Below are 18,940 nucleotides of genomic sequence, written 5' to 3' on the forward strand. Positions count from 1 at the left end.
GATATCATGGTTCGAGTGTCCTCACCATGACACGATGCACATAATAAAACGAGGGCCGGAGCCCCCGTTTTCCTGAACAATCGATTGATCAGTGATTACATGCGTGGCAACAGCAGGAACATGTACACGAAGTACATGGAAGCCAGGACGAAGCCTGCGACGGCATGCGTGAAGTTGTGACTCTTCGGCATTTCCATAAGGAAGGATTTGGTATGGATGTAAAACTATATTATAATAACACATTTTTCTATATTTTGCAAATTAGACATACGCTACAATGTCTTCTCACAGACCGGTTGTATGCTCCTCCTTTTCGGAATTCTGACCATTATCGGGTGTCTATCGCCTCTTCTGACATTCCTGGCTCTTTTCCAGCAGAAGGAATGGCGCCTGGACCGTTTGGGAGAGCACCTGCGCCGGGAAGGCGTTATCCGACAGCTCTGGGGGTGGGTGCGACCGGGCATGGCTGTTCTGTTTGTCCTGACTGACATCTTTTTTGTCTTCATGGTCCGCAATGCGACAAATAGTAACGAGGCCGCTCAGTTGGCACTCCTGCTTCTCGTTGCACATGGAGGCTGGCTTCTGTTCTTTGCAGGAATGACCGCAGTACAGCTCCTCCTCCACAAGCAGCGCTCCCCCGTCTGGACCAGCAAAGCAAAACTGATGGCCGTCATTGCAGGGATGCTCGACATTGCTGCCACCAGCATCTGGCTGTTTTCCATCTATTCTCCGGCCGTCATTCTGCTGGCGCAGCCACTCATTGTCCTCATCGCCTGGGCTGCCCTGCTGCCGCTCGACAGGTATCTGAAGGCGCAATGGTTCGCACGCGCACGCGCTGTCCGCGACACCTGGAAAGATTCCATTGTGATCGGTATTGCAGGAAGCGTCGGAAAGACAACCACTAAAGAGCTCATCAAACATTTACTAAGTGATCTACATCCGATTACTACACCTGCACACGTGAACACAGAAATGGGCGTCGCTCAATGGATGGTCACTGAAAGCCGAAAGATGAAAGCCGAACGCTCACCTGTCATTGTAGAGATGGGCGCCTATAAAAAAGGAGAAATCGCTCTGATGTGTACATTCGTAAAACCGACGATTGGTGTGATGACCGCACTCGGCTCAGATCATCTGGCCCTCTTCGGATCGGAAGACGCAATCACAGAGGCAAACGCCGAACTGCTTCATGCTCTCCCGAAAAGCGGGCACGCATTTCTCTACGCCGATAACAACGCCGTGCGATCTCTGGTTTCGACTCTCGATTGTCACGTGACGCTTGCCGGGCTTCATAAAGATGCAGATATCCGCGTGGAAAAAGTCACAGAGACCGATAAGGGCCTGACTGCCCATCTGGAAGATACGACCTGTACCGTTGCCCTGCATGGCATGCACAACGTCGGCAATATTCTTCTTGCGGTTGGTATCGCCAAAAAACTCGGCATCAGCGATGAGCGGATCAGAGAGCTTTTGGAATCCTTCCAGCCTCTCGCCCACACCTTCAATGTCCGTACCGAACACGGCGTCCGCATTGTCGATGACACCTATAACAGCAGTCTCCTCAGTATCCGCGCCGCACTCGATTGGGCGAAATCCCAGAATGAACGCCCGCGTATTCTGCTGATGAGCGGATTACTGGAAACTGGAAACCAGGAAGAGGCATTTTTAAAGGAGCTCGGAGCCGCCGCCAAAGGCAGTATCGAACGCGTGATTTTCACAGCGGATACCGGCCGCACCGCCTTTGAAGAAACCTACGGCAAACCGGTCGAGATCCTCTCCAGTCACAGCACTCCCGCTCCAGCCGGCAGCCTCCTCCTCTGCCTCGGCCGCATGCCCCTCTCTGCAATCCAAAAACTTCTCTCCAAGTCCCCCATAACCCATAACCCATAACCAAAAGTGCAGCCCATCCACCACACCTTCGCCCCGCTTGCAGACAGCGCCCAACGTCGTCTCGCTTTGTCGCGAACGCTGATGCCGTGGCAGTATCGTGATCCCGGTGATGTGCAGGCACTCGAACAGGCACTCGGCAAACGCTTCAACGGCGACGCTATCACCTTCAACTCCGGCCGCGAGTCATTGCTCGCTCTGCTAAAAGCCATGAAGCTCCAACCCGATGAAGAAGTGATTGTGCAGGGCTACACGTGTGTGGTCGTTCCGAACGCCATCCACGCAGCAGGCATGAAAACGGTCTACGTAGACATTGAGAAAGACACACTGAACCTTGATCCCGACGCTGTCGAAGCAGCTATCACCCCGAAAACGCGCGTCGTCATGTGCCAGCACACGTTTGGTATTCCCGCCGATGCAAAGCGCCTCCGTGAAATCTGCGACCGGCATTCGCTGTTTTTGATTGAAGACTGTGCCCACATTCTTCCGGATGCAAAGGGGCCAACAGAAATCGGACATCTTGGCGATGCGATGCTGCTGAGCTTTGGCCGTGATAAAGCAATCTCAGGCGTGAGTGGCGGCGGACTGATAGTCAGGGATACGCATATCGCCAATCAATTGCGTGCGATGCAGCAGGATGCACGACCGATTGGTCTCTTCCAGATTTTTGCCTACCTCCAGTACCCCCTGCTCTACAGTCTCGCAAAGCCTGTGTACGACCGCGGCCTTGGGAAAGCGATCCTGGTGCTGGCATCGAAACTCAAACTGCTTATTCCCATTCTCACACGGTTAGAAAAGAAAGGAGAGATGGGACAGACCCTGCACCGTATGCCCGGAGCCTGCGCTGCACTTGCGCTGCAGCAGCTGAACACACTGGAGGCGATTAACGATCATCGGCGTATGCTCACAGATTTCTACCTGACACACGGATTTGAAGCGGGCTGGCCGACTGTGGACGCTCTGTCCGGCAGTTTTCCGCTGCAGAAATTCCCGCTCTTTACCGTGGGCGCAGAAAAGATCCGGCGTGCACTGAAGAAACACAACATTCACCTGTATGATGGCTGGACGGGATGTGTCGTCTGCCCGGATACCGTCAGCAATGCAGACGCAGGATATGAGGATGGACAGGACCCGCAGGCCGAGTCTGCGTGCCAGCAGATTCTCTCCCTCCCGACGCATCCGACCATGACACTCGCTCAAGCCAAAACACTCGTTTCCCATCTCGATCCCCTTCTCCGTTCATGAACACCCCCGAAAACCGCCACGACCCGCTCAGCAAACGTCTTGGCATCAAGCCAGGGCACACCGTTGTCCTGCACAATGTTCCCACCACGGTTTTTGGAACGCTGGGATCGGAGGCGCGGCAGGCACTTTTGCAGCAGACACCGGGCAAAGGCGCGGACATGCTGATTACCTTTCAGACAGATGCAAAAGAGCTCGATGAGACATTCGACTCCCTTAAAGGACAGATCGCCACGCACGGCGCCCTCTGGATCGCGTGGCCGAAAATCATCATGGGCATCAAGACAGATCTGAAGTCGGCGGTTGTGCGCAACATCGCAAAGAAGCACGGACTCTCGGAAGTGAATAACACCGAGATCGAATACTCCTATGCAGCATTGAAATTCGTTTATAAAGTACAGGACAGATGATCACCCAGATTGCAGACAACCGGCAGGAGTGGGATGACTTTCTGAAAAGCCAGCGCTTCTCGCCGTTCCTCCAGAGCTGGACTATGGGAGAGGTCTACCGCGATATCGGACAAGAACCGGTCAGACTGGAAGTGCGCGATGATGGAAAGATTGTCGGTATCTGTCAGGCGATTTTGGTACCCGCACGCAGAGGACGGCATTTGATGGTGCAGTATGGACCAGTGGTCGGTTATGGGTTATCGGTTATGGGTCATGGGGTTTTTGAAATGTTGGTTGATGGATTGAAAGAAGAAGCCCGGAAGCATCGCTGTAGTTTTGTACGCATGAGCCCCTTTGCCTCCGATACTCATCAAGAGCAACTCAAAGGAATCTCATCACCTCTGCATCTTTTAGCGGAGCACATCTGGTATCTCCCCCTCACAACCGACGATCAGTGGCCCCCCGTAACCCATCACTCATTACCCATAACCAAAAGATCAGAAGAAGAGATCCTCATGGCAATGCGAAAGACGACTAGAAACCTCATTCGGAGAGCCGAGAAAGACGGCGTCACCGTTGAGCTGTCGACTGATCCGGTTCGCGATGTGGAAGAGTTCATCAAGCTCCATGATGAAACCCGCAAGCGCCATCACTTCACGCCCTACACCAACAGCTTTTTCCGCGCGCAGGTGAAGCGATTCGCGGAAGCCGGAAACGTTCTCGTTTATATCGCAAAACACGAAGGACAGATTCTCGCGACCTCCATCCACATGCAGTTTGGCGGTGAGACCAGCTATCATCATGGCGCCAGTGTGATGACCAAAGTCCCCGCAAGCTACCTGCTCCAGTGGCGCGCGATTCAGGATGCCATCAAGCGCGGCGACAGCGTCTATAACTTCTGGGGCATTGCACCCATGAGCGAGAAAAAGTCTGAAGACGGACAGGAATCCAAGGCAGAAATCCTGAATCCGAAACATCCTTTTGCAGGAGTGACACTCTTCAAGACCGGCTTTGGCGGAAAGCTGCTCAACCTCGAACACTGCTTCGATCTCCCGCTCTCATCGAAATACTATCTGACGAGAACATTTGAATACATCCGCAAGTGGAAGCGCGGGTTTTAAGATGAAAACATTCCAAATCCCCAGCCGTGACCTTATACTTTTCCCATGCCTAAAAAAATCACCCCGGATACCGAACCTGTTGTCATCGACCACAACAGTAACACCCCGCCCATGACGCACGATCTCAGTGTGGAACAGAAGCTGGATATTATCGTCACCTACCTCCATCGTATGGACCGCCGCGATCACTGGCGGACCATCGGCGGATTTTTCCGCGGAGTACTGACACTGGTTCCCATCTTTATTTTTGTCGCAAGCGCCTGGTACTTCTACGCGCACGGGACCGAGTTCATGCAGCAGCTCACGGATATGTCTGTCAAAAGTATGACGAGTCAGGAAAGCCTGATGGACCGATTGAACGGGTACATGCAGCCGAAGAAATAAAAAAAAGCATATGGGACAGAGAAGCGTCGCGTTTGGCGCTTCTCTGTATTGTATGGCTGTGAAAGTGTTTATTTCGTCGTTGCCAGTGTCACCACCTCCTCCGCTGTCATGTTCGGGAAGATATCAATGCCCGGGATATTCAGGAGCTGATCGCGGGTGAAGACCTTGTCAGATCCCGTGCCAAGGCCCATCAGATACCCGGCCTGACTCGCGAGTTCCATCACGCGATCGTTGCTGCCGCCCTGCGGATAGGCAACAGCCACCACATCTTTGTTGGTGAGATCTTCAATAATCTTGCGGCTCTGCTTGAGCTCGAGTTCCACCTGTGCGTTTGTAAGCGCGCGGAGATCGTCACCGGTGTGCGTGTTCGGCTGCACATCAAAGCCGTTGGCCATGAGGTTCAAGAGTGTTTTCTGCGTGATGCCACTGAGTCCGATGTAACGGGTCTGAATGAAGAACGTTGCGTCGATGTTCGCAGCAATGAGTGCATCGGACAGAGCGCGGACGTTGTCCGGGGTGATGCCTGTGACAGCAACAATCACGTTCTTGTCATCCAGGCGGATATCGCGGCGCTGCTGTTCCACGAGCTGATCGTGGAATTTTGCAAACGTCGTGAAGGTCTTTCCAGCAGCCTTCAGTGCTGCAACATGGTCTGTGAGTGACTTCAGGATTTCCGTCTCCTGGCCCTTCGTGAGCTGATAGTGGAGAACAGGCAGCGTGTACTGGTTCTGGCGGACAATGAAGTTCGGGGTGAAGGGTGACAGATACGACATCGCGACATAGCCCACTTTCCCGTCGTAGGTCACATTGGCCCATGCGCCATTAATGCTGTTTGGCTTCACAATGGTCTGACCCGGAATCTCGCCAAGCTTCTCGCTCGACTGATTCGCCTCCTTGCGCATGTTCACAAATCCGTAGCTCACAAAGTACTGACCCTCAAACGCCTTCTTCTCCTCTGCCAGCTTTTCATCGCTCGTCATTTTTGCAATGTAGCGAATGGACACAAATCCCGTCTGACCTGCAGCCGTCTTCACCTCCGCCCACCCCGCATTTGGAAAGGAGAGGACCTCCACAGAGTCGCCGTACACCAGACGTGCAACGTTTGCTGCAGTCGTGGATGTTTTGTCACGGACATTCAGGAATTCATTTGTCACGCGATACACGTTCTTGCCGACCGTTCCCTGTCCGGCACGGATGGAGTTATACGTAGAGACCATGGAAAGATCCAGCACAGCCGTGTCGGTTGCCCCTGATCCTGAATCGACCCCTTCCAGATACGGCGATGCGCCGGTTCCGGTCAAGGCTCCGCTTGCCGCCTGCTGCGCCAGATCGTGCGCTTCATCAATATTTTCCTGGGTAAAAACAAAATCCTGATCTTCCCCTACATCCTCAGGACCGTTGCATCCGGCAAAGAGAATGCCGAAGGATGCGACGAGCAGAAACGCGATGAACGGAGCGGGAGTCCGGGAACGGGAACGGGAAGAGGAATACGAGCGGGCCATAAGAGTGGAAGGAATAAGGGGGAAATTACATGCGGTCTGGGACGCGCAATGTGAGAAGTTCGGCGCCGGTTTTCAGGACAGTCGCCGTTAGGGATGTAAGTGACAAACGAAGATCGCGCTGAGGTGTCTCAGCCTGAAGAATGTTTTCCGTGTTATAGAAGGAATTGAAATCCTGACACAGCTGGTACAGGAAATTCGCAAGTTTGTGTGGCAAATGTTCGCTCCGCGCTTCAACCAGAACCTGCGGGAACTGGAGCAATGTTCCAATCAGAATTCTCTCCGGCATAGACAGCTCTTTCACCCCAATTTCCAATTTCCAATTTCCAATTTCCTTCTCGGCCTTACGGAGAACAGACTTCGCACGCGCATGCGTGTACTGCAGATACGGCGCGCTGTTTCCTTCAAAGCTCAGCATCTTGTCCCAGTCGAACACCATATCCATTTTGCGGTTCTGACTGAGGATGCCGTAGACGAGTGCCCCGACGCCCATCATGTTCGCCAGCTCTTCTGCATTATCAGTCTGGATGGTTTCGCCACGCTCTTCTGTAATAGCCCTTGCGCGGGCAACCGCCTCTTCAATCACATGTTCCAGTTTGAGCACTGTTCCCTTGCGTGTACTCATGGAAGAATCAGAAAAACGCATGCGTCCGAAGAGCACATTTTCAAAGGTCGGAATATCCCATTCAAGCTGCTGACACGTTGCAACCAGCTGCTGAAAATGCATCTTCTGGGCAATGTCTGTCAGGATGTAGATGGCCTGCGGATGATATGTCTCCATGCGGTATTTCATCTGTGCAATATCGCGCGTGGAATAGAGTGTCGCTCCATCACTTTTCTGGACAAGATACGGCGGCAGTTTTGACTCTTCGGGAAACTGCACAATCCACGACCCACCTTCCCCTTCCACGAATACCTTCTTTTTTTTGCCGGCCTCCAAAAGAGGTTCCATTTTGTCTTCGTAAAAACTCTCACCCTTATCAATATCAAACGAAACATGGAGCTTGGTGTAGAGATCCGCCAGAGACTCTTTGGTGACGCTTACGACATCCATCCAGAATGCACGAAGCGCAGCATCCCCACTCTCCAGTTTTCGGAAGGCCTCACGCCCCTGATCCTCCAGTGTTTCATCGTTCTCCACTTCTTTATGAAAGCGTACATACAAATCCAGAAGTTCATCGAGCGTACAGTCTTTCACCGGTTTCCCCCCTCCCCATTTTTCATACGCCACAGCGAGTTTCCCGAACTGCGTTCCCCAATCTCCAATATAGTTCCACGCAAGAACAGGATACCCTGTGTGTCTGTAGAGGTTCACGAGCGCCTGTCCGATTGTTGTTCCGATGATGTGATGGATGCCAAGGGGTTTGGCAATATTCGGCTGTGAGTATTCGATGATCACCGGTGCTTCATCGCGTGTCTTTTGGGGAGTGCAGGCGTGCAGAGTTTCTTCCAGTTCTTTCATGAGTGCTGCGGGTGTCAGCCAGATGTTGACGTACCCCGCTCCCGCAACCTCCGCTTTTTCAACAGACGGGCTGTTCGTGAGGGCCTCCACAATCTGCATCGCCACGTCCTGAGGTTTCAGGTTTTTTGCACGTGCAATTCTGAGTGCAACAATCGTCGTAATGTCGCCGTGTGTGGCCTCCTTCGGGGTCTGCCACTCCACCGGAATATCACTGATTCCAAACAGTGATTGCACTGCCTGATTGGCTTCGGTGGCAAGGAAGGAAAACATGGGTCTGAACACAAACGCTATTCAATAAAACGGCTGAACTATATCAGGGAAAAGCGGGGTTTCTATATGAAAACATTATTTGATCTTGCTCACACTTTCTACTCATGGTTTGAACACAATTTACTGCTCTGCGAAAGACTCTCCAGGTCGCGGAAAAAAAGGCCTCCACACAGAGCATTAGCAGTCCCTTCCGGGGTCCGGTAGAATGACTGCCGTGCACACATCCACCCGACATATTTCTCTACTCCTTGCGGCCCTGCTTTTGACCCAGTGCAAAGCAGCAGACAAGCCCCAGATTCCTGATGCTGTTTTCGGTGCGCAGATCGGTGTCATACAGACTGCAGAACTCCTGTCCGGAGTCCGGTTGCGCGCTGCGCCGGGAGCACTGCTTGGACTCTATATTGCCGGGTTCATGGTGAACGAATCAGGAGTGTTTGTGCAGGGGGCAATGTACGGCGTCGACACCGGACTCGACTCCCTTCTCGACAGCGAGGAAAGTCCCGGCGAATCCTTTGAACTTCTCCAGCAACTGGGTGTCGTGCTGCAGGTAAATATTCCGGACATGCTGAACCGCAGCACAGACAGACAGCAGACTCTCGATGCGTATATCGATACGCTCACACAGGTCTACGACCGGAGCAAGACACACCTCACCGCTCTCAAGCAACAACAGACCGCACTCCTGAATACAAGACGTGAAAAGCGTTCCCGTGTGGTCGCCATTCAGCATGACCTCAACCTGGCCCTGCAGAAAAAAGACTACACCACCGCCAGCGTGAAGCAGTCGGAAATCGTAGAAGCCAAATCCGAGCAGGCAACGGCGGATGCAGAAGTGAACCAGAGTCAAAGTACCATCACGCTGTATACGAATCTGAACAAGGTTGCAGACAGGCGCCTTGCGGCTATCAGCGTCAATCGCGAGGCTTTAATTGCGGGAATCACCGTTGTGGATGTGCCAGGAATCCAGGAACTCGGGGTGTTGGATACCAAAACCGGTACCAGATCGGGCAATAACTCCAATATATTCGGGAATTAGGCGAAACCGGCCTGTTGCGGGAAATTGGTCTTTCTGCTATACTAACTAGATACGTTTTCCGCATGCCTGACACAAATACTCCAATCGGCCCAGACACAACTCCCCTGCCTCCAGCAGGAAATGGGGTTCTTCCGCCTGTCAGCCTCAAGCAGGAACCGCCGATGATGCAGGCTATTGATGACCTGCTCGGTCTCCACAAACAGACAATTGATGTGCTCGACAAGAAAAAGGATGACGAGACCTGGACCGCCGACGAGCGCGAAGCCATCAAGCGGTATGAAGAAGGTCTGCAGAAAATGCTGGATCTGATTGCCCCTGCCGGTATGCAGGTCCGCAATAAAGATATTGTCATGAACGACCTGTACGCACGGACGTTCTATACCTACAACTGGCCAAACTATATTTATCCGAACTGGCTCGCGCAGACCATCAACATGACCGCAACCATGGATATCGCCCAGTACATTTACCCGACCTCGAACAAGGCGATCATGAAAATGCTCCGCAAGAAAGTTGCGGAACTCCGCTCCAGCATCCGTATGCTGGAACAGCGCGGTATTGTCCGCGACCCGACACTCGAGGCAGCGCTGCAGGACGCCGAAGAACTGCGTGACCTCCTTGCACGCGGCCAGGAAAAACTCTTCCAGTTCGGTATGTACATCACGCTGTATGCGGAGGATGAAGAGCATCTCAAAAAGCTCCAGACTGACCTTGAATCTATGCTCGGAGGAAAGCTCGTGCTCACAAAGCCGGCCCTCTTCCAGATGGAACACGCGTGGACCAGCACGTTGCCGCTCTGTCTCGATGAAATCGAGATCAACCGCAACATGAACACCTCGCCACTCGCAGCCAGTTTCCCGTTCAGCTCGAGTGACCTGACGGACGACCACGGTATTCTCTACGGTATCAACCGCCACAACGACTCGCTAATTATCTTTGACCGCTTCGATCTCCCGAACGCCAACTCCAATATCTTCGCAACCTCCGGAGCCGGTAAGTCCTTCACCGCGAAGCTGGAACTCCTGCGCTACCTGATGCTCGGAACCGAGGTGCTCGTCATCGACCCGGAAAATGAATACACCAACCTCTGCGAAGCAGTCGACGGTTCGTTCATTCCCCTCTCCATCCAGAGTCCGTTCCGCATCAATCCTTTCGATCTGCCGAAGGCAATCCGCGGTGACGAAGCTGCGCCTGGTGAAGTGCTCCGCTCTGCGGTCATCAATATCCACGGCCTCCTGAAGCTGATGCTCGGCCCCATTACCCCGACCGAAGACGGTGTGCTGGATAAAGCAATTCTTGATACCTACGCCCTGAACGGCATTACGCTCACCACAGATGATCTGACTGCCAATGACCCGCCAACCCTCGGTCAGCTGGTCGATGTGCTGATGACAACCGATGGCGGTGAGAACATGGGAAAGGTGCTCCAGAAATACACAACAGGAAGCTTCGCCGGCCTGTTTGATCAGAAGACAAACGTCGAGCTCAATAAGCAGATGGTCGTCTTCCAGATCCGCGACCTCGAAGAACAGCTCCGCCCGATCGCCATCTACGTGGTCCTGAACTTCCTCTGGAACCGCATCCGCACTGAACTCAAGAAGCGCCTGCTCGTGATTGATGAAGCCTGGAACCTCATGCAGCACGAAGACTCCGCACGCTTCCTCTACGGCATCGTAAAGCGCGCCCGTAAGTACTACCTGGGCGTCACGACCATCACACAGGACGTCGATGACTTCGTGGAGTCTCCGTTCGGAAAACCGATCATCACAAACTCCTCACTACAGCTGCTGATGAAGCAGTCCCCGACCACAGTCGATAGCCTCCAGAAACTCTTCTACCTGACAGATGGTGAGAAGTACGTCCTCCTGAACTCAGACGTCGGACAGGGCATTCTCTTTGCCGGGTACAAGCATGTGGCTACAGAAATTGTCGCAAGCACGGAGGAATCCAAACTGATCACAACGAAGCCAAGCGAGGTGGCAGCTCAGCAGAGAGCAACCGCCCAGAAGAAAATGAGCGATGCAGAGAAAAAGGAATAACGTTACTGCGCAGCCTCAGCTTCCTCCTCAATCACTTTCCAGCGCACTTCCGGTTTCAGCTTTCCGCTCACCGCAAAGCCGGCTGCTTTCTTGTGCCCGCCGCCACTCAGATTCCCGGCCATGGCCGCCACATCGACATCGTCCCGGAGTGTCCGCAGGCTCCCTTTTACTTTGCCGTCACGCTCAGACAGCACCATGGAGAAGCGCATGCCCGGCACCGCATTCACATAGTCGATCGCGCCTGCGAGCTCTGAGTAATCCGCTCCCGTTGCACGGAAATCTCCTTCGGTTACGGCACTGATGGCTCCCCCCTCTTCCGATACACTGATTTTTTCGAGCACACGCCCCCAGAGTTTGAGTGTGCTGAGTTTTGCCGTCCGGAACACCGCCGTCACAATCATCTGCTGGCGCGCCCCTGCACGGAGCAGGCGGCCGACTGTCCTGTACACGCCCGGCGTGGTGTTGCTATGGAGCAGTCCGCCGGTATCGGTATAGACACCGGTCAAAAGCGCAGTCGCCACATCAGGGTTCATGTTCCACAGGAGGAGATCTGCGAGCATGACGACAATTTCACAGGTGGATGCCGCCTCAGGCACGAGGAGGTTGACTGTGCCAAAGCGCGGATTGCCCGGGTGATGATCAATCATCACCGTTGGAATAGTACCGTCAAAAAGCTGCGGATGTGTCACATGCATCTCCGTCATTTTTGCCTCTGCGCAATCCACAATCACTGCGGCATCGCCTGCTTCGAATGTCGGTGGAGGTGCAATACGTTTGGCCGTGTTCAGAAACTGAAAAGTTTCCGGCACCGGATCCACACAATGAAGCGTGACCTGTATGTTAGGAAATTGCTGCTCCAAAAGAAGTGCGATACCCACCACCGATCCGATCGCATCGCCGTCCGGCCCACGATGACAGATGCACGCAATCCGTTTTGCTTTGGAGAGAAGGTCTGCTGCCGCGCGCGCGTCTGCGTGAGTGAGAGACATAAAGGGTCTCACAGTACGACGAATATGACAGACGAACAAACATATGCTGTTGCGGAATATTCTTCTGTTTGTTGTGATTCACAGATGCAAGAAAAAGATGACACGCACGAAACACATCATGCTGTACACTGTGTGCGATGTCTCACTCTGTCATTTTTTGCGGCACACCGGACTTCGCAGTTCCCTCTCTGCAGGCACTGCTGAACGATGCTGCGTTTGATGTCACGCTCGTCATCACCCAACCCGATCGTCCGGTCGGCAGAAAACAGATCCTGACTCCTCCGCCCGTGAAAGAGCTGGCGCTTGAAAAAGGCATTCCGGTGTTCCAGCCGGAGAACATCAACCTCGAATTACAAACCTATCTCGATACAGCAAAGATCGCGCGTCCGGATTTTCTGATTGTCGTTGCCTACGGAAAAATCCTGAAACAACCAATCCTCGATCTCCCGAAAGTAGCCCCCATCAATGTCCACGGTTCCATCCTCCCGCGCTGGAGAGGGGCCTCCCCTGTCGAACATGCCATTTTGAACGGAGACACGGAGACGGGAGTGACGATTCAGATTATGAGCGCAGGCCTCGACGAAGGTCCGGTTCTTTCGATTGGTACAACGCAGATCGATCCGCGTGAAACAAGCACCAGTCTCCGGGAAAAACTCTGCGTCATCGGTGCGAAACTGCTTGTCGATACTTTGAAGAAACCTCTCGATCCACAACCCCAACCCGATACCGGCATCACGATCTGCGGCAAGCTCTCGCGCGAAGACGCCCGAGTGAATCCGGAAACAATGACCGCCGACGAATTGGACCGCTGCGTCCGCGCACTGAATCCATGGCCCAGTGTTCTTGCGACGGTCGATGGACATGAGATTAAAATCCTCGACGCCGCACTTGAACCGACCGCAGAAAGCATGCCTCTGGCCTGCGCCCATCAGACAACGCTGCATCTGCTTACAATCCAGGAAGCAGGCGGAAAACCGGTCAAAGCAGCAGATTGGAAGCGGGGTCTACGGAATTGACACACAGACAATAAAGATTAGTATTCCATGCTCTCTTGCCCGTAAAGGCATGAGTTTGGAGGGCGTAGCTCAGACGGGAGAGCGCTTGCATGGCATGCAAGAGGTCGCGGGTTCGATTCCCGCCGTCTTCCACTTCTGTCCGCAAGGATAGAAATGCACCTATAGCTCAATTGGGAGAGCGGCTGACTCTTAATCAGCAGGTTCCCGGTTCGAGACCGGGTAGGTGCACTCACCCGTTGATCTTCATCGATCAACGGGCTTTTTTTGTCATGGTGAGCGGAGCCGAACCAGACAAAAAAACCGAGGCCAAAACCCCGGTCTTCTTATTTCTGATCTCAGATCACCGATCTCCGATCTCTCTATTGTCCAGCCAACTTCGTCTTCATTTCCTGGAATGCAGCAATGAACTGGTCGAGGTCCTCGGAGTCGAACATGATGGTCGTCTTCTGACCGCCGCGGGACTTCTCGGAGACCTTGAAGAACTTGCCGTTTCCGGACTGCTTCAGGTCGATATAGAACGTGCGCTGGCGGGCGTGGATTGTGACAGAGTGAATATCATCCGCAAACGAACGGTTACCGCCGCCAAAGCCACCACCGTGGTGAGGAGCTGCTGCGGGCATCGGCGCTGCCATGGACTGATCGTCCTGGGGCATGCCACCTGTCAGTTCTGACATAGGATCAAACATACAAAAGGTGAGAAAAAAATAATCCGCCCTCCATCTCTTCTTTCGGCAATGTTCTTGCGTCAGTTGGTGTGAGAGCAGGAACAGACTATCAAAAAACGCTGCAATTGGGAAGAACACAAAACAAGGTCTTATCGTGGAAATGTAATTTGATGGTGCTCAAATTACTGATAAGACCTGTTGGAGCAGGCGGACGAAAAGAGAAAGAGTGAGATCCCCGTTGCCCTGATGTCTGCTCCTCACCTGGAATCAGGCTGCAAATATCGTAGACTCAAAGAGAATATTGTCAATTAAACTGTACACTATTCTGCAGCCGGCTGTTCAAGCGGCGCAAACAGGATCGACGGTTCCCCTACGGAGGTCCAATCGGTGATTACACCCCAGGTCTTCATCTCTTCTGTGAGTGTAAAATTCTTCTCGCGCATTGCGTCTGCATACGGCACACCGAGCTGCTTACTCATGCGGTAGGCGGTGTCTGGCATAAACGGCAGCAGCATGAGTGCCGTCAGGCGCAGTAATTCAGCAAAGGTGGAGAGCACCGTCACACGCTCCGCTCCTTCCAGTTTCCACGGCTGTGCGGTGTTAAAGTCAGCGTTCATTGTATCGATTCCCAGCGTCAGACTCTGGATGGCAGCGTGCACATCGTACCGATCCATCGCGTCTTCAAACGTGCTCCAGACCATCGCAGTTCTCTGGGCATCTTCGCTGCTCATAGGAATCGTGAGGGCGGCATTCTCTTTGTTGAGCATCACGAGCACACGGTTGAGCATGTTGCCGAGCTGATTGCGGAGCTTGCTGTCGTACACTTCGTCAATGCGCTTCCAACTGAAATCGCCGTCGTTTCCGACCGGCACTTCGTGGCTCAAATAGAAGCGGAGAGGATCCGGGTTTCCGTTGAAATGTGCGAGCACTTCTTCCGGCTTCACGACGTTTCCCAGAGACTTACTCATTTTTTGTCCTTCACTGGTGAGGAATCCGTGGATGAGAAGTTGATCCGGGGTTTTGATGTCTGCAGCCTTCAGCATCGCGGGCCAGATGAGCGCATGAAACCGCGCAATGTCTTTGCCGATGACATGTGTGACAGTCGCATCATTCCACCATTGCCCCTCAGCGTGATCCGTCAGAAGTCCGATGCCGGAAATATAGTTTGTGAGCGCATCACACCAGACATACATCACCTGATTGTCATCACCGGGAACAGGAATACCCCACGTCAGGCTCGATTTTGGGCGGGAGAACGACACATCTTCCAGGCCCTGCTCAATGAGCGTCATCGTTTCATTTTTGCGGCTGTCGGGAATAATTTTATACGTGGAGCCCAAGAGATCTTTCAGCCACTGCGTTTCCTCAGACAGTTTGAAAAACCAGTTCTCCTCCTGCACCTCCTCCGGCGCACGTTTGTGAATGTCACACACGCCATCAATGAGATCACGCTTGGTGAGGAACCGTTCACAGCCCGAACAATAGAGTCCGGTGTAGGTGCGCTTCTCGAGCATTCCTTTTTCTGTCAGGCGATTCCACAGAGCGACGACTGTCGGCCAGTGTCTGATCTGATCGGTCGTGCGGACAAAGACATCTGCAGAAATACCAAGGCGGGCGTAAATATCCTGAAAGAACGGCACATTACGGTCCACGAGCTCACGCGGCGTGAGGTCTTCCTTTTCGGCTGTCTGCTGGATCTTGATGCCATGCTCATCGGTTCCGATCTGAAACCGGACCTCATCCCCCTTCAGGCGAAACCAGCGTGCGAGGACGTCGGCGAGTACTTTTTCCAAAACGTGTCCCATGTGTGGAACGGCGTTCGGATAGTCGATGGCAGTCGTGATGTACCGGCGGGTCATGCCCCGATTCTAGCGAAAAACCTTACGACAGGATAATTCCCAGATAATAGACCGCAAATGACATAATGGCGCTGGTCATCAGGCTCAGAATCACGCCGGCCGCAGCGTACATCATGATCTTTTTGGCCTCGCCGACCTTGTCCTCACTGCCGTTACTGATGACTATCTGAATACCGGCATATATGACCATACACACGGCAATCACCGATGTGAGCGGGAAAATAAACGCAATGATTGCGCTCACGAGCGCCTCTATCAGGTTATCGCCACTGGAACTGGCAACACAGGGAATTGCTGCACAAATCTGGTTCCACATCGCCCGGACACCGGCGTTTCCCGCACCTGCTTCCTCCAGCGTCCTGGCAGATGCAGACGGAATGATGTTGCCGATAATGGTGGCAAGAAGAGACATCAGTTGAGACCGAAGAAGGCAATAACAGCATTCACAAGCGCAGCAGACAGGTTTACAAGCACCGCACCCACGAGCGCCCAGGTAAGCATTTTCTTTCCTGTTTCGTACTCGTCAGATTTTCCCTGTGCGTAGAGCATACGAAGTCCCGCAACAACCAAGATCATGAGGAACAGCGCATTGAGAACGGTACGCATGATCGCCACTGCATTGGCAAGAACCACAAACGGCAGTTCAGTGCCACCACCAATCTGTCCGTAGTTTTCGGTACCGACAGTGGAGATGATAAACTCCGACAGAATCGACACACAAAAACCGATCAGCGCATACGCCATCCCCCATTTGTACTGACTCAGCTTCCCTTCATCACCAAGGCTGATAACCATCTGCACACCTGCCCAAATAATAAAGAGAACCGCGAGACCAGCAGCCAGACGAAGCATGGTAATAGCAATACCGCTGTCACCGGTTAAAGCACTCATGATGATATTCGCCGCTCCCCCTCCACAGCCAAACTGTTCACTGGAGCATGGTGCAGACGGAAGAGTCACCGCATACGCAGGCACCGCCACAAGCAATGACGTGAGCGCCGCGCCGATGACAGAAAAAATGCGTGACATGTTAGGTGTAGAAAATGGGATTGAGCGAACGCAGGATGAATCCCGCAAGACCAACCATCAGCATGCCGGCAAGAGCCCACATGATTTTTGATTTTCCGTTTTCACGCATACCGCTGTCGCTTCCGGATAACATAATCTCCACACCACCGATCAGCGCCTGCAACACACCCACACCGGCCGCCACACCCAGCACCCACGGCCAGGACATGTTGAAGTACGTAAAGAAAATATCGATTCCCGGACTGGCATCCAGCCAGCGGGTCGCATCATCCAGTGGCTGCAACAGAAAGAGTCTGCGGCTGCGAATGAGAAGCGGTGCATCACTGCTGCTCGCATCTTCCGTCTGTTCTTCCGTAGGAGGATCCTGCGCATACGCCGTCTCCTGATACACCGCAAAAACGACGGTAGAGAGCAGTGAAAGGGCCAAAGTAAGACGAAGGAGTTTGTTTTGCATATATCGAATTATTATAGCAGAAAACGGACGCTAAAGCGAGGTTGCAAATGGGCTTAAAACTGCGTAGGATGGCCCTACTTTGCGGATATAGCTCAATTGGCTAGAGCGACGCCTTGCCATGGCGTAGGTTGCGAGTTCGAGTCTCGTTATCCGCTCCACTCTCAAAAAGATCCTTAACACACAAATCCTCAACCCTAACCTTATTCTCGACCTTATTTTCGCGGGATTAGTACAGTGGTAGTACGTGAGCTTCCCAAGCTTAAGATGCGGGTTCGATTCCCGTATCCCGCTCCAGCCAAAAGTGGTTCACCATGTGCGAAGGCAGTGAGTCGAATGGTGCCCCCGACAGGAATTGAACCTGTATTTCCAGCTTCGGAGGCCAGCGGTCTATCCGTTAACCTACGGGGGCAAGCGCTTATCCCTTGAGTAAGCCGAAAAACTCTACCGTATTTTGCGTGGTTACGCGATCCGCTTCTTCCACACTGATGCCTTTTATCTCGGCAACGCACTTCAAGACCTCCGCCACGTACGCAGGTTCATTCCTTTTGCCACGGTGCGGAACGGGCGCCAGGTACGGCGCATCGGTTTCAATCATGATCTGTTTGAGCGGACAGTTTTTGATGGTCTCGCGGATATCGTGCGAGGCCGGATAGGTTGCAATGCCTGTAAACGACAGAAAATGTCCAAGCTCCACCGCCCAGGAAATATCGTCCCATTTTTCCGTACAACAATGAATTACCAGCTGCAAAGGCTCCACTTCTTCCACAATGGTCCGGATATCGGCAACGGCCTCACGACAGTGCACGACAGCAGGTAACCCGAGTTCACGGGCGATGGTCAGCTGCTCCAGAAACACTCCGCGCTGCATGTCCCGCGGCGAAAAATCGTAGTGATAATCGAGCCCGATCTCCCCCACCGCCTTCATCTTTTTTGATGATGCAATCAGCTCTTTGATGCGCTCCCCATCTCCCTTTTTCCAGTCCTTCGCATGATGCGGATGCACCCCTGCTGTACAAAAAATGTGCTCGTGTTTCTCGGCAATCTGTAAACATTTCTCAGCCTCAGAGATGCTATCTGCAATCGTAATCATCCGGGTAATCCCCGCCACCTTCGCCCGTTTCAAGACAGCATCGAGATCGTCCGTAAATTGGGCGTCCGCTAAATGACAGTGTGAATCAATCATGAAAAGAGGATACAATGATGCCTATGGAAAACCAGTCAGAAGCACCGTGGATTGAAAAAGACAGTGTTGGCGAAGATGTCATATATCGTCACAGAGGAGGAATGACAGAAGTAGACGCACGATATGTCATCACTTGTGCATCAGAAACAGGAATGGATTTTAATGAAAGCCTGCCAGAGCGAAGCCCAGGTGATATACAGGCAAGGCTCTTTATAGCTATCACACAAGCAAAAGCAGGTGCAGGCAAAATTCTCAGCACACAATAAGATTGGTGGGTCGAGTGGGATTTGAACCCACGGCCAATGCCTTAAAAGGGCACTGCTCTACCAGCTGAGCTATCGACCCGGAGCCGGTCTACTATAGACATACTATTCTGCAACTTCAATGCTCTTCTATGGCATATTTATGCCTGTTTT

General features: G+C 53.0%; 18 protein-coding genes and 6 tRNA genes. 13 read left to right on the forward strand and 11 right to left on the reverse strand.

The window, feature by feature from the left end:
* The first annotated feature begins 300 nt into the window (after window positions 1–300).
* Genes K8942_04090 through K8942_04110 form a run of 5 tightly spaced genes read left to right on the forward strand, consistent with a single transcriptional unit; the run spans window position 301 to window position 5,023 of the window.
* The gene (locus K8942_04090) at window positions 301–1,890 is read left to right on the forward strand and encodes a UDP-N-acetylmuramoyl-tripeptide--D-alanyl-D-alanine ligase (protein UPA22210.1); all 1,590 of its coding nucleotides are present in this window, start codon (window positions 301–303) and stop codon (window positions 1,888–1,890) included.
* Between the two features lie 6 nt (window positions 1,891–1,896).
* Window positions 1,897–3,132, forward strand: a complete 1,236-nt coding sequence (locus K8942_04095) for an aminotransferase class I/II-fold pyridoxal phosphate-dependent enzyme (protein ID UPA22211.1) — start codon at window positions 1,897–1,899, stop codon at window positions 3,130–3,132.
* Window positions 3,129–3,539, forward strand: a complete 411-nt coding sequence (locus tag K8942_04100) for a hypothetical protein (GenBank protein UPA22212.1) — start codon at window positions 3,129–3,131, stop codon at window positions 3,537–3,539. The genes K8942_04095 and K8942_04100 overlap by 4 nt, the downstream gene beginning before the upstream one ends.
* Window positions 3,536–4,639, forward strand: coding sequence for a peptidoglycan bridge formation glycyltransferase FemA/FemB family protein (locus K8942_04105; GenBank protein UPA22213.1), 1,104 nt, complete (start codon window positions 3,536–3,538; stop codon window positions 4,637–4,639). The genes K8942_04100 and K8942_04105 overlap by 4 nt, the downstream gene beginning before the upstream one ends.
* A gap of 45 nt (window positions 4,640–4,684) precedes the next feature.
* Window positions 4,685–5,023 carry a hypothetical protein gene (locus K8942_04110; protein UPA22214.1) on the forward strand — a complete coding sequence of 113 codons (339 nt, stop codon included), beginning with the start codon at window positions 4,685–4,687 and terminating at the stop codon, window positions 5,021–5,023.
* A gap of 68 nt (window positions 5,024–5,091) precedes the next feature.
* On the opposite strand, the gene K8942_04115 is transcribed toward K8942_04110, so the two are convergent.
* The gene (locus tag K8942_04115; protein ID UPA22215.1) at window positions 5,092–6,525 is read right to left on the reverse strand and encodes an SH3 domain-containing protein; all 1,434 of its coding nucleotides are present in this window, start codon (window positions 6,523–6,525) and stop codon (window positions 5,092–5,094) included.
* Window positions 6,526–6,550: 25 nt separating this feature from the next.
* On the reverse strand, window positions 6,551–8,254 hold the full coding sequence (argS, locus tag K8942_04120) for an arginine--tRNA ligase (GenBank protein UPA22216.1): 1,704 nt from the start codon (window positions 8,252–8,254) through the stop codon (window positions 6,551–6,553).
* A 214-nt stretch (window positions 8,255–8,468) separates the two neighbouring features.
* Here argS and K8942_04125 point away from each other — a divergent pair, with 214 nt between their 5' ends.
* A complete protein-coding gene (locus tag K8942_04125; protein UPA22217.1) occupies window positions 8,469–9,290 on the forward strand; it encodes a hypothetical protein in 822 nt (273 codons plus the stop codon).
* 62 nt (window positions 9,291–9,352) lie between these two features.
* Window positions 9,353–11,329 carry an ATP-binding protein gene (locus K8942_04130; protein UPA22218.1) on the forward strand — a complete coding sequence of 659 codons (1,977 nt, stop codon included), beginning with the start codon at window positions 9,353–9,355 and terminating at the stop codon, window positions 11,327–11,329.
* Between the two features lie 2 nt (window positions 11,330–11,331).
* On the opposite strand, the gene K8942_04135 is transcribed toward K8942_04130, so the two are convergent.
* A complete protein-coding gene (locus K8942_04135; protein UPA22219.1) occupies window positions 11,332–12,318 on the reverse strand; it encodes a bifunctional oligoribonuclease/PAP phosphatase NrnA in 987 nt (328 codons plus the stop codon).
* 137 nt (window positions 12,319–12,455) lie between these two features.
* Between K8942_04135 and fmt the strand changes: the two genes are divergently transcribed.
* The 3 genes from fmt to K8942_04150 all read left to right on the forward strand — a co-directional run bounded on the left by fmt (window position 12,456) and on the right by K8942_04150 (window position 13,562).
* Window positions 12,456–13,334, forward strand: coding sequence for a methionyl-tRNA formyltransferase (fmt, locus tag K8942_04140; GenBank protein ID UPA22220.1), 879 nt, complete (start codon window positions 12,456–12,458; stop codon window positions 13,332–13,334).
* A 58-nt stretch (window positions 13,335–13,392) separates the two neighbouring features.
* Window positions 13,393–13,465, forward strand: a tRNA-Ala gene (locus K8942_04145).
* A gap of 24 nt (window positions 13,466–13,489) precedes the next feature.
* Window positions 13,490–13,562 (forward strand) — tRNA-Lys (locus K8942_04150).
* 131 nt (window positions 13,563–13,693) lie between these two features.
* Here the strand turns inward: K8942_04150 and K8942_04155 are convergent.
* The 5 genes from K8942_04155 to K8942_04175 form a co-directional block, all read right to left on the reverse strand.
* Entirely contained in the window at window positions 13,694–14,008 is a 315-nt protein-coding gene (locus K8942_04155) for a hypothetical protein (GenBank protein UPA22221.1), read from the reverse strand.
* Between the two features lie 311 nt (window positions 14,009–14,319).
* Window positions 14,320–15,858 (reverse strand): methionine--tRNA ligase, encoded by a 1,539-nt coding sequence (locus tag K8942_04160; protein ID UPA22222.1) that lies wholly within the window; start codon window positions 15,856–15,858, stop codon window positions 14,320–14,322.
* A 22-nt stretch (window positions 15,859–15,880) separates the two neighbouring features.
* Window positions 15,881–16,270: a hypothetical protein gene (locus tag K8942_04165; protein ID UPA22223.1), complete on the reverse strand. Its 390-nt coding sequence runs from the start codon at window positions 16,268–16,270 to the stop codon at window positions 15,881–15,883.
* On the reverse strand, window positions 16,270–16,887 hold the full coding sequence (locus tag K8942_04170) for a hypothetical protein (GenBank protein ID UPA22224.1): 618 nt from the start codon (window positions 16,885–16,887) through the stop codon (window positions 16,270–16,272). Before K8942_04170 ends, K8942_04165 begins: the two co-directional genes overlap by 1 nt.
* Window position 16,888: 1 nt before the next feature.
* Window positions 16,889–17,341 carry a pilin gene (locus tag K8942_04175; GenBank protein UPA22225.1) on the reverse strand — a complete coding sequence of 151 codons (453 nt, stop codon included), beginning with the start codon at window positions 17,339–17,341 and terminating at the stop codon, window positions 16,889–16,891.
* Between the two features lie 81 nt (window positions 17,342–17,422).
* Here K8942_04175 and K8942_04180 point away from each other — a divergent pair.
* Window positions 17,423–17,499, forward strand: a tRNA-Gly gene (locus tag K8942_04180).
* 62 nt (window positions 17,500–17,561) lie between these two features.
* Window positions 17,562–17,635, forward strand: a tRNA-Gly gene (locus K8942_04185).
* A 40-nt stretch (window positions 17,636–17,675) separates the two neighbouring features.
* On the opposite strand, the gene K8942_04190 is transcribed toward K8942_04185, so the two are convergent.
* A tRNA-Arg gene (locus K8942_04190) sits at window positions 17,676–17,750 on the reverse strand.
* 6 nt (window positions 17,751–17,756) lie between these two features.
* Window positions 17,757–18,524, reverse strand: a complete 768-nt coding sequence (locus K8942_04195) for a TatD family hydrolase (protein ID UPA22226.1) — start codon at window positions 18,522–18,524, stop codon at window positions 17,757–17,759.
* Between the two features lie 23 nt (window positions 18,525–18,547).
* Here K8942_04195 and K8942_04200 point away from each other — a divergent pair, with 23 nt between their 5' ends.
* On the forward strand, window positions 18,548–18,790 hold the full coding sequence (locus tag K8942_04200; GenBank protein UPA22227.1) for a hypothetical protein: 243 nt from the start codon (window positions 18,548–18,550) through the stop codon (window positions 18,788–18,790).
* A 3-nt stretch (window positions 18,791–18,793) separates the two neighbouring features.
* On the opposite strand, the gene K8942_04205 is transcribed toward K8942_04200, so the two are convergent.
* Window positions 18,794–18,869 (reverse strand) — tRNA-Lys (locus K8942_04205).
* Window positions 18,870–18,940 lie beyond the last annotated feature (71 nt).

It is taken from the genome of Candidatus Peribacteria bacterium, from assembly GCA_023038255.1.
Lineage (GTDB): Bacteria > Patescibacteriota > Gracilibacteria > Peribacterales > Peribacteraceae > CALREJ01.